Source organism: Bacillus cereus group sp. MYBK5-2 (genome assembly GCF_051915685.1).
Taxonomy (GTDB): domain Bacteria; phylum Bacillota; class Bacilli; order Bacillales; family Bacillaceae_G; genus Bacillus_A; species Bacillus_A cereus.
In genome coordinates this window covers 150,433-167,417 of record NZ_JBQAFE010000007.1, presented here as the reverse complement: position 1 = coordinate 167,417, position 16,985 = coordinate 150,433, and the positions used below count along the sequence as shown (strand labels likewise).

Genomic DNA, 16,985 nt, shown 5'->3' with positions numbered 1-16,985 from the left:
AAGCAAATTCCTTCTCTTTCAAACAATTCATCCATTAAATAAAGATAATTTGGCCATACGTATCGGAGGACATGAAACCTTTTTAATAAGATTTGGAATATATTTCAATATAATTCCGATACTATAACAGATCGAAAATTTCTCTATTGGAGGTATATAATGGCATATCCATTTCGTAACTTAGTATTTGAAGGTGGCGGGGTAAAGGGAAGCGCTTATATAGGTGCCATCCGTGCACTAAATGAAGAAGGGATTTTACCAGAAATACAACGATTTGGGGGTACTTCAGCAGGAGCGATTACTGCATTACTTTTAGGTCTTTCTATTCCATTCGCAGATCTTGTAAAAATCCACAAAGACATGAATTTCAAAGCGTTTAAAGATGATGATTTTTCGATTGTACAAGATAACATTCGTTTATTTTTTGATGGTTTTGGTATCTATAAAGGGGATTTCTTCACTGAGTGGGTAGGAAAGATTGTTGAAAAGTGGACAGGGAGTAAGGACACAACTTTTCAGCAGTTGTATGACAAAACAGGAAAAGACGTGTTTTTCCAAGGAACGAACGTTTCTACACACGAGCTTCGTACGTTCTCTCGCGAAACGACACCTGATGTCCCGTTAGTAGTTGCTGTGCGGATTTCGATGTCCATCCCATTCTTTTTTAAATCTGTGGAATGGGATAAAGATTATTATGTAGACGGAGGTGTACTCGATAACTACCCAATTCGTTTATTTGATCGGAAAAGTTTTGTGAATAAGGAAGAACACTTCACGACCACAGATACGATTGACGAGGTTAATAAACTGATAAGCAATATGGAGGATCATTCTACACTAAGAAGCTTACACACGAAATACAATGCATCTTTCTTTGATCCTACAGATGAAATTGTCTACAACAAAGAAACACTAGGTTTCCGTTTAGAATCTCAGGCCGAGGTTGCCATGTTAAAACATATCGCAACTTCAACAGAACATCATATTGGCCATTCTCTTATTCATTTTGCATGGAATTTGTCTCAAACCATGATCAAAGGTCATGAGAGTGGAAAAACAACCAAAGAAGATGCTGCCCGCACTGTATTTATCAATACATTCTTTACGCCGTCATTTAATTTCGATATCACAGAAGAAGAAAAGAAAACACTCATGAATTCAGGCTATACTTCTACTAAAGACTATCTACATCAGTTTAATACGTCTGAAGTAAAAATGTTTAATCGACCATAAAGCCGAGTGCAATGCACTTGGCTTTTTTTAATCGTCCTGTAAATTTTTTAGTAGCTAATAAAAATTCAAATAGACTATGCATAGAACAAGAGAGAGGAGATAACAGAAAGTAATAAATATAAGTTTTGATGACCTCTTATTTTGTAAAACTAGGGTGTAGAAAGGGTGAAACAGGTGGAGGAAAAACGAATTATGATTTATAAAATTTTTCGGCTAACACAGTACAAAAGAGAACCCTAAAACCGTGGATGGGAATGTATCAAAAAATGAATAGAGTAAAAAGGCGGATTTCTTGTGAAAGTAGGGATTTACTTTTTCTTTCTACTGATAATAAAGCGTTATGTAGACTGGAAATGTATAAGGTATTCATTGCTATTCCTCCAAAATGCTGATGTTACATCATATTAAAATAACCTCTAATTTAAGTATTGAAATTCTCTAAATCTCGATGTATTATATTCTTGTATTTTCTCACTTTGCAAATCCGAGAAAACATCATCACTTCTGAAAGAACCCGAACTCCAGCGGGTTCTTTGGATTTACTTGAACTTATTTTTGAATCATTGTATTATATTTTCGAGTCTTACTTATATAAATCATTATCAGGAGAATCTGCAAATTTGCAGGTTCTTTTTTTATTTTATTGCAAGTAAACTTTTAGCCAGTCGTTTATTTTCATATTATTGGTTTTTATACGTGTTTGGTAAAAAATCAATGAGTTGCAAAAACATCTCTATTTTTATTCCATAACTTTCTAAATTTTGTTCGCGATAGTTTGATATTGTAAAAAAAGAAAATATGTGGCACGATATCACTTTGTTTTTTATACAGCTTTGTAATTAAACTATAATATTGTATTTTTTCTTCATTATTGAAATTAGTAATAATAAAATGTATTATTGAAAAGCACAATTTATAATTCAAGTAATCAAGACTATGCGCTCATAATAATTTGAACATTCAGAAATTATAATATTGTCTAAAAATGAGGTGAGATTCATAGAAACAGTACATATTAAGTGGTATGGCATGTATAGTATAAATGACTTTTATAATAGGGAAGAAGCTTCTAAGAAGGGGATATTTGCAATCTCTAGAGTATATGCTAAGAATGTAACATTGCTCTATATAGGACAAACCAAAAGAAGCTTTATACAAAAGATAAGAGAACTTAATAAAGAGTGGACTTTTGATGAGAGCGAATTAAAGATTACATTAGGAATAATAGAATTTCCTAGTGGTGAACTTTACTCTGAAAAGAAGGTAAAAGAGATAAAATCTCTTTTGATTTTACGACATACCCCATTAGAAAACGAAACATCTTTATTATACTATAGAGGGAAATTTAATTTTAAAATTATTAATAAGGGAAGAAGAGGTTTAATTGTTAAAAAGCTTTCTACAGGAGATCTAATGTGGACGTAATTGGAATCACCTTTGAATAAAATTGAAGGTTTCTTAAGTGCAGAAGCTTATCAATTTTTAATGTATTAAACTATTTTGAATAACATATGTCAGATACTTGAAAAAACACAAATTATATTATGATATGAAATCCTGTATGGAAAGTGTAGTTTATTTCTATTGTTTAATAAAAATATTAAGAATTTTAGGGATAATACATAAAGAGTAGAGGAGAAAGTAAACACGGAGGTTTGAAGAATGGGACAAGTAAGCAGATTTCAAGAAAAACAACAGAATCGTCGTCAAAAGGCAATTTTTAATATTGCATTTACTTTGGTATTAGTGACAGTTGGTATAGTGACATACCAATTGTTTACCCCTTCTAATACATCAACGAAAGCAATTGCTCAAGAAAAGAAAGTAACAAAGATAGAAAAGAAGAAAACTGAAGATAAAGAAACAGCAAAGATAGAAGAGAAGAAAACCGAAGATAAAGAAACAGCAAAGATAGAAGAGAAGAAAACCGAAGATAAAGAAACAGCAAAGTTAGAAGAGAAGAAAACTGAAGGTAAAGAAGCAACAAAGTTAGAAGAGAAGAAAACTGAAGATAAAGAAATAGCAAAGATAGAAGAAAAGAAAAGCGAAGATAAAGAAGCAGCACAGTTAGAAGGGAAACAAAAAGTAGAAAAAACGGTAAAAACGAACGGAAATGAAAATAAAGAGGAAGAAAAAACGGTATCTCAAGAAAAGGATCCTCAAACTAATCCTTCATGGAAGCCAATTGGTACAGAGCAAGGAGCAAAACCTGAAATGAAATTTAAAGAAGGAACAGTAGATTGGAGTGAGATGAAAAAAGCAATCTCTTATGCTGTTGATGTTCCAGAGAGCCAATTGATTTTCGATTTTATTGGAAATAATGGTAATAATAAAGCCTACGGTAATGTACGAGATAAACAAAATAATAAAAAATATAAGGTTAATATTGATTGGGTAGAGAATCAGGGGTGGAAACCAGCATCTGTACAAGTGGTAAAATAAATTATTGAGATTAAAAAATCCAATATCCTTTAACTTTTAATTATTCCAGTAAAAGGCTAGAGATTAACTATTGAAATAGATAGTCTCCAGCCTTTTTTTATTAGTGGGGAGAAAAGGGTTTTATAAGGAGTGCTTAATATTCAATTATTTGTTAAATTATTATTCGAAATATATAATTAAATCTTATGGAAAAGTTGTGATATAAAGCACATAATATTTTTTTGAAATTCATTAATTTTAATATGAGGTGTAGAGAATGGGAAAATCTCGCGAACAAACAATTGAAAATATTTTAGAAGCGGCTAAGAAAAAATTTGGAGAGAGTGGATATGATGGTACAAGTATCCAAGAAATTGCAAAAGAAGCAAAGGTGAATGTTGCTATGGCTTCGTGTTATTTTAACGGAAAAGAGAACCTTTACTTAGAGGTATTTAAAAAATATGGTTTTGCAAAAAAACTACCAAATTTTCTTGAAGAAACGCAGCATAATCCTAAAACTGCTCTAAGACAATATTTAACTTTCTTTATTGCACATATAAAACAACATCCTGAAATTGGAACGCTTGCATATGAGGCAATTATCAAAGAAAGTTCACAATTAGAAAAAATAAAACCATATATTATTGGGAATTTTGGACAATTAAAAGAAATCTTATTGGAAGGGAAAGAACAAGGAGTTTTTCATTTCTTTTCGACAAGCCATGCTATTTATTGGATTACCTCCATAGTCTTATTTCCGAAATTTAAAAAGTTTATTGATTCGATGAATCAAAGTGATTCCGACGATATGCAAACAGAGTGGATAACAGATGATCTTGTAAACAGAATTATTTCTTCATTAATACATAATCCTACATTATAAAATATCCCTTATTAAAAAATGAATCTACAACTGATTCAATTTCCCGATTCATGAAATTACTAAAAAGTATTTGGAGTTATACCCACTAGTATTTCACATCCTTAAATAATTGTAAGTGCCATTATTTAGAATGTATCGGTATAAAAGTACATAATTCTTTTTTTAGATGATAAAAAATTAAAAACTGCTAGTGCCATATGTATGTGTTGAATAGGATTAGTTACGTTATAATTTGTAAGTTTATAAATTACATAGATAGAATTTTTAAATATTTTACATTTCTAAATAAAGTTAAAAATCCACATCTACAGAGGTATTGGTGGGTGTGGATTTTTTAGAGTAAGTGACTAAGATTTCTATGTCATAGGAGGGCTCTTAATACAGTATGCAAATCGTGAATTGTTTGTATACAAACATGAGGTAGTATCTCACTATATAGATATGCGATTAGGTATATTTTATTTGATGAATTATAACTATTTTCTCCAAATATCTAACGGGACCTTACTAGAGATATTGGATTCGTATAACGAATATGTAAATAAAAAATAAAAAAATTAAATAATTCATATGAAAGGATGGGAAGAAGAAAGTAATTTAATAATGTTACTCCTTGAATTATATTATCTATAAATACATGTAATGTAATATGAAATGTTACATATTTAAATAATTACTGTATATAAAATGTTATATTCTTTGATGGAATATATAATTGGAGGAAACATTATGAATAAGAATTTAAAATTTACTCAAATGATGATTGGGATTAGTACGGTGGCATTATCATTTGGAAGTATTCAAACACAGGTATCAGCAGAAGAAAAAGTACCCTATAATATCTTACAGATAAAACCAATTGGGACAGAAACTTCAAAAGATGAAATCGTACATGCTACAAAAACTGACGAAACATTGACTTTTGAAGAGCGTTTAAAAGTAGGCGATTTTTCACAACGTCCTACTCTGGTTATGAAACGTGATGAAATTCAATTAAAGCAAAGCTACTCTCTGGCAGAACTGAATAAAATGCCTGATAACGAACTCATTGACACACTCTCAAAAATTTCTTGGAATCAAATTACTGATTTATTTCAATTTAATCAAGATACGAAAGCATTTTATCAGAATAAAGAACGCATGAACGTTATCATTAATGAATTAGGACAACGAGGAAAATCGTTTACTAAAGAGGACTCAAAGGGCATTGAAACATTTGTTGAAGTACTACGTTCTGCTTTTTATGTGGGATATTATAATAATGAATTAAGTTACTTAAAAGAGAGAAGCTTCCATGACAAATGTTTACCAGCATTAAAAGCAATTGCAAGAAATCCCAACTTTGCATTAGGTACAGCCGAGCAAGATAGGGTAATAGCTGCGTATGGAAAATTAATTAGTAATGCTTCTAGTGATACTGAAACAGTGCAGTATGCGATAAATATTTTAAAACACTATAATGATAACCTTTCTACGTATGTAAGTAATTATGCAAAAGGACAAGCTGTATATGAAATTGTAAAAGGAATTGATTATGATATACAGTCTTATTTACAGGATACGAATAAGAAACCTAATGAAACAATGTGGTATGGAAAGATTGATAACTTTATAAATGAGGTTAGTAGAATTGCTCTCGTGGGGAATATAACAAATGAAAATAGTTGGTTAATTAATAATGGCATTTATTATGCAGGACGTTTAGGGAAATTTCATAGTAATCCAAACAAAGGATTGGAAGTTATTACACAAGCGATGAACTTGTATCCTCGTTTAAGTGGAGCTTATTTTGTAGCAGTAGAACAAATGAAAACAAACTATGGTGGAAAAGATTATAGTGGAAATGCAGTAGATTTACAGAAAATACGTGAAGAAGGGAAACAACAATACTTACCTAAAACATATACATTTGATGACGGATCTATTGTCTTTAAGACGGGAGATAAAGTAACAGAAGAAAAAATTAAGAGATTATATTGGGCAGCCAAGGAAGTAAAAGCACAATATCACCGTGTAATTGGTAATGATAAAGCACTAGAACCGGGAAATGCTGATGATGTACTAACAATAGTAATTTATAATAATCCAGATGAATATCAATTAAATAGACAATTATATGGATATGAAACAAACAACGGTGGAATTTATATTGAAGAGAAGGGGACTTTCTTTACATATGAGCGTACGCCAAAGCAGAGTATTTATAGTTTAGAAGAGTTGTTCCGTCATGAATTCACTCACTATTTACAAGGAAGATATGAGGTTCCTGGTTTATTTGGAAGCGGAGAAATGTATCAAAATGAACGATTAACTTGGTTCCAAGAAGGGAATGCAGAATTTTTTGCAGGATCTACACGTACAAATAATGTTGTTCCGCGTAAAAGTATGATAAGTGGCTTATCATCTAATCCAGCAAGCCGTTATACAGCAAAGCAAACTTTGTTCTCAAAATATGGATCATGGGACTTTTATAAGTATTCCTTTGCACTACAGTCATATTTGTATAATCATCAATTTGAAACATTTGATAAGCTTCAAGATTTAATCCGTACAAACGATGTGAAAAATTATGACTCATATCGTGAATCATTGAGCAACAATACACAATTGAATGCAGAATATCAAGCGTATATGCAGCAGTTGATTGATAATCAAGATAAATATAATGTACCGCAAGTAACAAATGATTATTTAATTCAACACGCACCAAAGCCGCTAGCTGAAGTGAAAAACGAAATTGTGGATGTAGCAAATATAAAAGGTGCCAAAATTACAAAATATGAGTCGCAATTCTTTAATACATTTACCGTGGAAGGCAAGTACACAGGTGGTACATCAAAAGGTGAGTCTGAAGATTGGAAAGCGATGAGTAAACAAGTAAACCAAACTTTAGAGCAGTTATCCCAAAAAGGTTGGAGTGGTTATAAAACAGTTACAGCCTATTTCGTAAACTATCGTGTGAATGCAGCTAACCAGTTTGAATATGATATTGTTTTTCATGGTGTTGCAACAGAGGAAAAGGAAAAAACGACTACTATAGTAAATATGAATGGACCATACAGCGGGATAGTAAATGAAGAGATTCAATTTCATAGCGATGGTACAAAAAGTGAAAATGGAAAAGTTATTTCTTATCTATGGAACTTTGGAGATGGTACAACAAGTACAGAAGCTAATCCTACCCATGTATATGGAGAAAAAGGAACTTATACTGTGGAACTAACAGTAAAAGATAGTAGAGGTAAAGAAAGTAAAGAACAAACAAAAATTACTGTAAAACAAGATCCGCAAATAGGTGAATCCCTTGAAGAGGAGAAGGTACTCCCGTTTAATAAACTTGTAAAAGGAAATCTGATTACTCCTGATCAAACAGATGTTTATACGTTTAATGTTACAGATCCAAAAGAAGTAGAGATTTCTGTGGTAAATGAACAAAATATTGGGATGACATGGGTACTTTATCATGAATCAGATATGCAAAATTACGTAGCTTGTGGTGAAGATGAAGGAAATACTATAAAGGGGAAATTCGTAGCGAAACCAGGGGAATATTATCTGAATGTGTATAAATTTGATGATAAAAATGGTGAATATTCACTATTAGTAAAATAAATTTATTTCCAATATGTATATAATCATTGTTTTTTTTAGAAGGGGTCTGTCACGATAGACTCCTTCTGTTTTTTTATTCATACGGTCTTGGAATCAATGAAACTAAGCTTCCAAGCAGTGTCCCAATATGGGAACATACAGGTGACATTCCAGGATTCATTACTTTTACTGAAGGTACACTTGGCGGTAAACATACGTTGGCTGTCAGTTTAAACAGTATGTGTAGTGCTAACAGTCCAAATCCTTTTAAAAATATTTTCATTGCTGAATCTAGCAGGTAGACAAAGAAAAGAGCGTGTTTTGAAAAAAATAACCAAAACACGCTCTTAATATTTTCAGTTGATTATTTTTTATAAAAAATTTAATCATTTCTACTTATATTGCTCAACTATTTGACCCATTACTTTAAGTTTAAAAGTCATTGTGGAAAATTTAAGTGCTTATAGGGAATACTCAGCTAACTGTTCACCCCAAGATGATAATTCGGTTTCAATAAATCCTGCTTTTTTATATGCAAATTTTGCAGTAAGGTTTTCAGGATTATATCCAATCATGATTAACGGAATATTGGTGTAATTATTTCGTCTTATCTCATCAATAATTAGATATATAGCTTGTTTGCCTATACCTTTCCCTTGAAATTCTTCATCAATCATAAGTCTGTAAATCCAATAATTATTATCATCAGAATCTATCCCAAACATAGTAAATCCTATCATTTTTTCATCAAGATAAATACCTTTTGCATAGAAGTTATCTAGAAATTGAACTTCTGCGATAGAATAAAGGTTGGATGCAATAAATGTTTGTTGTTCTTCTTTAACAGACAGTCTAATTGCTTTTTCCCAATTACTTTTGTCAATAGAATTTAAATAAATTTTCTTCAATCTGATACTCTCCTTCTAATATTGAAGAGGAACCACGTAGTTTATGGGCTAGTGAAACGTTATCCTCTTGTTTTTTTGCCCAATCAGATAGAAATATTTTCTCATCGACAACACCCCTTTAAAGGTATACTTAAAAACATGTTATTATATTCAATATAATTATAATTTTTCCTCTATATTTTATTGAGGATTTGATTATTTATACTAATCTCACTGTTAACTTAATAAGTGTTATTCAAGTGAACCACCCGCCACTTAGTAGCTATTACGAGCTTACTTGATTAGTCGTTACTTTTGATAGCTAACAGTCATACAAATCATAAAGTAAGAATTGATGATTTTCCTGTTCCAGGAGATGGAAAAGAGGTATGGGATACGATTGACTTTGAAAATTGGTTAGGGCAGATTAGAAATAATGGAACATCTTTCACTCTTTTTTAAATCACCAGTTGGAACAGATGAGAACGCCCTAGATTAACATTATTATACATTATTGGAATATATGAAGAATTTCGAAAGCAATGTGTAGTATTCTCGATAACTTTAGAGTTGAAAAAATATGAATGTAGTATTTGGGCTAGATATCAGTATTAATATCCGAAATAGAGAATTAATTAGAAAGATTTAATTAGAAAGTGATTTCAATGCACTTTATTTAATATAAAATGACCCCCGCTAATAGTTGTGGGGGTCATTTTATATTCTAGTGTTTTAAAGTTATATTAGAAACCTCTAAATTTATGCTATAAATAGTTTAGTATAAAACCATCTATACTAATAAATAGGATTTTTTAAAAATTATTCAATTTTATTTCTATTTTTTTACATTTATTTTTTGTCATACTCAATGTAAGCTATATGACCATCGGGGCGAATTAAAATGACATCTATATTTTTTAACTGAGAATCCTGTATTTCTCCTACAACCACCTTTGTGTACGAATCAATGTTCATTTTATCTATTTCTTCTTTATAAGACGGATGTATTAATAAAATATATTTACCATCTTGCATCAATTCAAAGAGTTTATAAGTTTTCTTATTTTGAGAAGAAATAGTTAAATTTGTACATCTTTTCCCTGTCAATGGGTGCCGTTCTTTCGTATACATAGAAGTATATATAACTCCCAAGCCACTTACTCTTTCAGCTAAATCTTGATTCACCTCTGGGTATGTGAGTAAATGCGAGAATAACTCTCTTAATTCTATACCTGCATTTGAAAAGTTTATCATTAATTGTTCTTGTGCTTGTACTTCCTTGAAAAATTGTCTTCCCACAGCATGTCGTTCAATATGATAACTTTCTAATAGGCTTTCATATTTTTTTTGTTTTATAGCGAGTCCCAATTTCCATCCTAAATTAAAAGCGTCTTGTAGGCCTACATTCAAACCTTGTCCTCCTGCAGGGAAATGAATATGCGCTGCATCACCTGCCAAGAATACACGCTTATGTTGATAAGTATTTGCTAGTTTGGTTGCATTTCCAAAACGAGAAAGCCATATTGAGCTTTTAATTTGAATATATTCACCTGTAATACTATAAATACTATCTATAAGCTCTTTTTCTGTGACAGCAACATGAACAGGTATTGTCTGATTCTTAGGATCTACAATTGCAAAACGAAATACATTAGGTGCAATAGGTACCATCATTATTATCCCATTTATATTAGATGTAGATAAAAATGGGTTATCTGGTACATCTTCTAAAATGACATCGCCTAATATAGCAGTAGTTGTTGTATCTGTTCCATTAAAAGGTATATGTGATAACTCACGAACTACGCTTCTTGCGCCATCAGCGCCTACTACATACGGAACTTCTATTTTATATGTTGTTTCTCCTCGTTCTATTTCTAGTTGTACGAATGTTTCATACTGTTTTAAATTTTTTAAAGTATGACCACGTTTAATGTTTACACCTAATTCCAATGCACGCTCTTCTAATATTTCTTCTGTAATAGATTGGGGAATAAAAAGCGTATATGGAAAATCAGTATCTAGATTTTTAAAGTTTAATCTTGCATCTAGGGCAGCAAAATGGCTTGTATCTGATTTCTTCCCTCTAGATAAAAATCGATTTTCAATACCTCTCATAGCCATTAATTCTAAGGAGCGGGGGTGAAGTGTGAGTGCTCTAGAATTTCGTATCCGATTTAACCTTCTCTCTAAAACGACAACTTTTACGCCTTGAATAGCTAATTCACATGCTGTCATAAGTCCAACTGGACCACCACCAATTACCGCTACATCATAATAATTTTCCATTTTATGCCCTCCATTTATTTTCGTAATTAAGAGCTAATGCAAAAATGTGTACAATAATAAATTTGTAAACGATATTTATTGTACGTATATAATTATACTCCATTTTAGTTTCCTTGGAAACTAAAATGGAGTACCCTTGGAATATTTCTTATATCCAGCATCCAATTTAACAATTATTTTATTCCTTTTATTTCCATGAAGTTTAGAAAAGCATATAAAATGGAAGGATAATGCGGGTGCTTTCTTTTTCCCAGAGTTAGGACTTGGAACAATTGTTGTACGTGCAAGCATTATGATAGATGGAATCTTCGCAGCAGCTACTGAAGCAGTTGTAGAAGGTATTGCTAGAGAGAACTTAAGTGATAACGATATCAAGATTGCAGTAAAAGAAGCAATGTGGAAGCCTTAGTATCGTCAAACAAAAGCGGTAGAAAAGATTAGCATATAGAAGCCTGTTTATAATAATTAGACGTACCGCCCCATTATAATCTAGCCAATAAGGTAGATATCGGTATTATTATCCAATATATTAAATTAATTAGGAGAATGTAGTTGAATCTAAAATACGAATCCGCTTGAAAATAGAAGTGTATGGAGAAGGAATCGGCATAGATGAGGCCATTTTTTGCTTAGTAATTGCTAGTAGGTGTTGTAAAAGTTGGACGGACGTTTTATTAAACTGTTGATTCAGTCCCTCAGGGCTAATGGGTACTTCTGTTGATGCTTTCTAAACAGCTAGATAACTGAGTTAAAGAAGTCATAGCTACATTTTGGCTCACTCATACACATAAATCTACTAAATCTTTTGCTTGATACTTACTAGTTCGTTGTACAAAACCAACATCTCTAGCAAGATCCCGTAAGGTATTTGGAGATAAAAAATTTTGAATCTCTTGAGCAAATAGTTGTAATTCATTAGACACAGAAACAGACATAAAAAACGCCACCCTTTCCTATGATTCTACAGAAAGAATGCGTATTTTTTCATTTTAGGGGGAATTTTGTTTTATTAGTTTGATAGTGATGTGGCTGTACCCCTAATTTGTTCCTCTATCTATCATAATTTCCATAAAATTCTTAATAAACTGTTTTCGATTTAATTTCAATCCAATTCTAGCTCCCTTATCTTTTGCACCTGGTCGAAAATCTGCGACAGTCTGTCCCCTTAAAGATTCTAAATCAATCTCTACTTTTCGATACATGTATTGAAGAAAATCTGGATTGACAATTGCACTCATTGCAACAACATCATGTAAAGGAGCACCTTTAATACTGGGGTTTAATTTTTTGTAGGCACTAAAATAATAATCATAAATTGGTTTAATTAATGATTTAAATGGGGTAGTAGTGTGTTCTGCAATATATTTTGCTTCATTTGGAAGTAAAATAGCTGAATTTGTTACGTTTAAAGGAATTATTGTTAAATTTTTAGATTGATTAATTACAAACCGGGTTGAAACTGGATCACCATATGCATTTGCTTCAGCTACAGGTGAGACGTTTCCTGGTTGAAGAAATACTCCGGACATTATGTATATTTCTTTTATGCTTTGCATTGTTTCTTTCCAAAGGTTTAAAGCGATTGCAAGAGAAGTGGATCTACCTACATCAACAATTGTTAATTCTTCCTTATATTTTTCAATAATTGACAGAATTAGACTAAAATTATGAATAGGAATTGATGCTACACTTTCTGGTGGTTGGATAGGTCCAAGTCCTTCTGCACCATGTATTTCTGGATAATAAGCAGTGAAACCATTGAGAAATGGTAAAGAGGCACCACTTATAACAGGGATATCTGTTCTTCCAGCTAATTGTAATAAGTAAACAGCATTTCGAGTCGTTTGTTCTTTTGTAACATTTCCATAACTTGTAACAATTCCAACAATCTCAATTTCAGGATGCAATAAACCGTATATAATTGCCAAAGAATCATCTATACCTGGGTCTCCAAATAATAATACTTTTTTCAAGGGGATTCTCCCTTCTTACATAACTTAATATTTAATAAGACAAGCTCTGTATTATATATGTAAGAAGAGCATATATTTATGATTTATATTTTTAAAAATTGTTATTGCTGAAGTTTTTCGTCTTCATTTAAATGTTTATATTAATGTGAAAACATGTGATAATAGACGTGTTTGTTTAGAAAAACCTAGTTTATGTAAAAATAAAATTGACTTTTTATTACTTATTTCACTTGTGGTTTTTTTCCGAAATGCTGGCCGTAACCCTATAAAGAACCTTCCATTTGCGCTCTCTTCATATGCTATTTTAGAAAGGGATATTATGATGAAAAAAAGTAGTATAAATATAAGCATATCAATTTTAATACCTATTTTATTAATGATATGTTTTATTAATGTTAAATACAGAATCATATTTACTATATTATTTGGAGCTTCGATTTTTTCAACAACATTTCTTTGTGCGATTGGTTTTATCCTAGCTGTTTTATCATATATAGAAAACAAAAATATTTGGGCAAAAATCGGAATAATGTTAAACGTATTGGTATTTTTCATTCCCTTTATTTGGATTTTTGTGTGCAGTGGGTAGTTTAGATTTATGGGTACCACTTTGTCACCATCAAATCAAGAAAAGCGAATACTCCAAAACAAAAAATGAGCTTTTTACTTACAAGTTATCACAAATTTTCGTTCTGGGAGTACTATAAAATTTTAGCTAGATGGCAATGTAATGGTATACCGTATATAAATAAATTTTCTTTATTAAAGGTTATTTTTCCTTTTTAATTTTCCGACTCAGATGTTATCTTATTGGATTTGAGCCCCGACACTCAAATTTTTTTAGGTTTTATTGTAAAAAATCAGGAAATTATAGGGGTCATGTATATGATATACATGCTTGGTTAACATAGCGCATCATTATCAGTAGCAAGAAAAGGAGGAACCCTATGGTATTACCCCCTATAGGTAGACAGTAAAAAAAGAGTCCATCTGATATGATGGACTCAATACTGTTTTATCTGGAGGGGATTTTTTTATGGCAAGAAAGGGACAATCATTTCAAAAATATATAGAAGAACTAAAGCGAGAAGCAGTTCGTCTTCGATTAAAAGCGAGAAAATCATTACGAGAAATTCGTGAACAACTCGGTATGAAGAGCGATGCCCAGATTATTGAGTGGGTAAAACGTGCGCAACAGGGGGAGTCCTTTGAGGATCAACGTGGTGTCTGGAATCAAAAGAATTTTAATAGTCTAGTAGAAGAAAATGCTTATTTGAAGGCGCAGGTTGAGTATTTAAAAAAGCGCAATTCAAATCTACACGGGAAGGAATGGTCCTAAAGAAAGAACGATTTTCTCTTATCGATTCATTACGCCAAGCCTATCCACTTCGATGGCTGTTTCAAATCACAGAAGTTTCTAAGGCTGGCTACTATAAATGGCGGAAATATCATAACGTACAGCGTTTACGTCAGAAAAGGGATATGTGGCATAAAGAACATATTTTATCTATTCATCGTCAGCACCCTTACTATGAGTATAAACGCATGACTCGTGCTTTAGCTCGATAAGGAATGGTAATGAATCATAAACGTGTTCGTCGTCTCATGAGAGAGCTGGATATTCAATCTATCATTCAAAAAAAACGTCCGTTTTATGGAAGAAAAACATCTGTGATATTTAAAAATCATTTGAATGGATAGTTTCAGGCCGAAAAGCAAAATCAAAAATTCGTAACAGATATTACTTATGTGCGAATCGGAGAACAATTTGCCTATTTGTCAGCTGTGTTAGATCTATACAACAATGAAATTGTTGTCTGGGAGCTATCTTCAAGAAATGATTTAGATTTGGTTTTAACTACATTACGTCAATTAGAAGAGAAGTCATTAACCACTAAGCCCCTTTTCCATTCAGATCAAGGGTTTCAATATACATCTAAATCCTACGCAAAACAGTTAGAGAAATTAGGATTTGTCGGCAGTCATTCTAGACGTGGAAACTGTTTTGATAATGCGTGTATCGAATCATTCTTCTCACATTTAAAAACAGAGAAGTTGTATTTAGTGCGCCCAAAAACATATGAAATGGCCTATCGAGCAATTCAAGAATATATTCACTTCTATAATACAGAAAGGTTCCAAGAAAAACTTCACGGCCTTTCCCCGATAGAATATCGGGAAAAGGCCGTGGCATAATACTATTTTTATTACTGTCTACTTGACAGGGAGGTGACCAATCCTGTTTAGAAATGATAACGTTTTTTTGTACTTAAAGATATTAAAACTTCTTAAGTTGATAGGCATGTAGGGTGCCCCCTATATGGTGGAGATAGAATCGTAGCGGATAAAATAGGAGAAAAACTAAATGGCCTAAAAGTATCGTATTTTAATATTAAAATTTAAGGGTAATCAACTATATAAAATGTAACACTGACGTTCCAGGGGATTATGTTGAATACAATAATGAGGAGAAATGGTTTATGTCTATATTATTTTCTCTTCCAATTACTATATATTTTTAGCATACTATTAACTATAAGGAGGGAGTGCAGAAATGGAAGAAAAGAAAGTGACGTGGTTAGAACTCTTTTATGATTTGTTATTTGTGGCGGCAGTGACGGCTGCGACTCATGTTTTACTTCATGTTGAAGATGGTCAAATCCATCCAGAGTATTTAGTAAAATTTGTCTTAATTTTTATTCCGATCTGGTGGGCTTGGGTAGGGCAAACCATCTTTGTTAACAGGTTTGGAAAAGATTTATTTCATCAAAGAATTTTTTTGATCCTGCAAATGTTTTTTGTCCTAATAATGACATCAAGCTTATCAGCTGATTTTGATCCTTATTATCTTTCTTTTTTAATTGGCTATATTGGCTTAAGGGTCGTGACTGCAATTCAATATCTTGTTGTCCAGCGTATAGAAGAGGGGGCTCGAAAAAAAGCAGCACTCTTTTTAGGAAGATATTTTTGGATTGGAATCGTTATTTCATTATTATCCGTCTTTTTTGATTCTTGGATTCGATATGCTGTGTTATATTTTGGGATTCTTATCGATATTATTGTCCCACTGCTTGGAAGGAAGTGTTTAGAAAAGGTTCCTACAAATACAGCCCACTTGTTAGAGAGATTTGGTCTATTTTCCATTATTCTCTTTGGGGAAGCTCTTGTAAGCACTCTTGTGGTCATTCAACCTAAACAAGGAAATTGGGATTCAATAAGCTTTGCGATCATTTCATTTATCCTCATTATTTCGATGTGGTGGCAATATTTCGATAACATGGAGAAGAAACTAGACAAGTCTAGACAAACTTCTGGTCAAATTATTATTTACGGTCATCTATTTATTTTAATGTCTTTGAGTATGGTTGCAGCATCCATTAGATTATTATTTTTACATGAGGTCTATTATTCTTTTATCTTATATTTTGTTTTTGGTTCTGTATTGCTCTATTTCCTGTCAACTACAATTGTTTTTCATCAATACAGGTTTGAACAACACCGCTTGAATATTTATCATTTATGCTTGTTTTTAGGAATTTTAGCAGTCTTTTTTGTTATTAATTTAATTATAGTAGTGCCGAATATTGTGATAATAGGACAATTAACCTTATTTTTTATCATCTATGCTAAATTAACAAGCACATAAATAAAAGAATCAAATAAATTAGTATCAAACTATAATACTGGTTTATATGTATATATTGGTAA

General features: G+C 31.8%; 11 protein-coding genes and 4 pseudogenes. 11 read left to right on the top strand and 4 right to left on the bottom strand.

The annotated features are described in order from the left end of the window. Positions 1-159: 159 nt before the first annotated feature. The 6 genes and pseudogenes from ACTFP3_RS22315 to ACTFP3_RS22290 form a co-directional block, all read left to right on the top strand. Entirely contained in the window at positions 160-1,233 is a 1,074-nt protein-coding gene (locus tag ACTFP3_RS22315; RefSeq protein WP_025709603.1) for a patatin-like phospholipase family protein, read from the top strand. Between the two features lie 990 nt (positions 1,234-2,223). Continuing rightward, positions 2,224-2,658 carry a sodium:proton symporter gene (locus tag ACTFP3_RS22310; RefSeq protein ID WP_157418885.1) on the top strand — a complete coding sequence of 145 codons (435 nt, stop codon included), beginning with the start codon at positions 2,224-2,226 and terminating at the stop codon, positions 2,656-2,658. 237 nt (positions 2,659-2,895) lie between these two features. Beyond that, positions 2,896-3,675, top strand: coding sequence for a DUF1510 family protein (locus tag ACTFP3_RS22305; RefSeq protein ID WP_440011298.1), 780 nt, complete (start codon positions 2,896-2,898; stop codon positions 3,673-3,675). 256 nt (positions 3,676-3,931) lie between these two features. Beyond that, positions 3,932-4,537 carry a TetR/AcrR family transcriptional regulator gene (locus ACTFP3_RS22300; RefSeq protein ID WP_440011296.1) on the top strand — a complete coding sequence of 202 codons (606 nt, stop codon included), beginning with the start codon at positions 3,932-3,934 and terminating at the stop codon, positions 4,535-4,537. Between the two features lie 729 nt (positions 4,538-5,266). After that, entirely contained in the window at positions 5,267-8,149 is a 2,883-nt protein-coding gene (colA, locus tag ACTFP3_RS22295) for a collagenase ColA (protein WP_440011294.1), read from the top strand. Positions 8,150-8,229: 80 nt separating this feature from the next. Further along, positions 8,230-8,430 (top strand): annotated as a pseudogene (locus tag ACTFP3_RS22290) (peptide hydrolase); the annotation flags it as partial. A gap of 159 nt (positions 8,431-8,589) precedes the next feature. Here ACTFP3_RS22290 and ACTFP3_RS22285 read toward each other — a convergent pair. Then, positions 8,590-9,036, bottom strand: a complete 447-nt coding sequence (locus tag ACTFP3_RS22285; RefSeq protein WP_434714361.1) for a GNAT family N-acetyltransferase — start codon at positions 9,034-9,036, stop codon at positions 8,590-8,592. A gap of 294 nt (positions 9,037-9,330) precedes the next feature. On the opposite strand from ACTFP3_RS22285, the gene ACTFP3_RS22280 reads away from it, so the two are divergent. Beyond that, on the top strand, positions 9,331-9,477 hold the full coding sequence (locus tag ACTFP3_RS22280) for a hypothetical protein (RefSeq protein ID WP_434714363.1): 147 nt from the start codon (positions 9,331-9,333) through the stop codon (positions 9,475-9,477). Positions 9,478-9,864: 387 nt separating this feature from the next. Here the strand turns inward: ACTFP3_RS22280 and ACTFP3_RS22275 are convergent, their stop codons facing one another. Beyond that, positions 9,865-11,304 carry an FAD-dependent oxidoreductase gene (locus ACTFP3_RS22275; protein WP_434714365.1) on the bottom strand — a complete coding sequence of 480 codons (1,440 nt, stop codon included), beginning with the start codon at positions 11,302-11,304 and terminating at the stop codon, positions 9,865-9,867. Positions 11,305-11,542: 238 nt separating this feature from the next. On the opposite strand from ACTFP3_RS22275, the pseudogene ACTFP3_RS22270 reads away from it, so the two are divergent. Continuing rightward, positions 11,543-11,713 (top strand): annotated as a pseudogene (locus ACTFP3_RS22270) (malic enzyme-like NAD(P)-binding protein); the annotation flags it as partial. A 135-nt stretch (positions 11,714-11,848) separates the two neighbouring features. Here ACTFP3_RS22270 and ACTFP3_RS22265 read toward each other — a convergent pair. Further along, positions 11,849-12,239, bottom strand: a pseudogene (locus ACTFP3_RS22265) (IS4 family transposase); the annotation flags it as partial. A gap of 102 nt (positions 12,240-12,341) precedes the next feature. After that, complete coding sequence (locus ACTFP3_RS22260) at positions 12,342-13,277, bottom strand: nucleoside hydrolase (protein ID WP_434714367.1); 936 nt, start codon at positions 13,275-13,277, stop codon at positions 12,342-12,344. Between the two features lie 319 nt (positions 13,278-13,596). Between ACTFP3_RS22260 and ACTFP3_RS22255 the strand changes: the two genes are divergently transcribed. The 3 genes and pseudogenes from ACTFP3_RS22255 (at position 13,597) to ACTFP3_RS22245 (ending at position 16,923) form a co-directional block, all read left to right on the top strand. Beyond that, positions 13,597-13,866, top strand: coding sequence for an amino acid carrier protein (locus tag ACTFP3_RS22255; protein ID WP_440011340.1), 270 nt, complete (start codon positions 13,597-13,599; stop codon positions 13,864-13,866). 447 nt (positions 13,867-14,313) lie between these two features. Beyond that, positions 14,314-15,473, top strand: a pseudogene (locus ACTFP3_RS22250) (IS3 family transposase). Positions 15,474-15,831: 358 nt separating this feature from the next. After that, the gene (locus tag ACTFP3_RS22245) at positions 15,832-16,923 is read left to right on the top strand and encodes a low temperature requirement protein A (RefSeq protein ID WP_434714369.1); all 1,092 of its coding nucleotides are present in this window, start codon (positions 15,832-15,834) and stop codon (positions 16,921-16,923) included. The last annotated feature ends 62 nt before the right edge of the window (positions 16,924-16,985 follow it).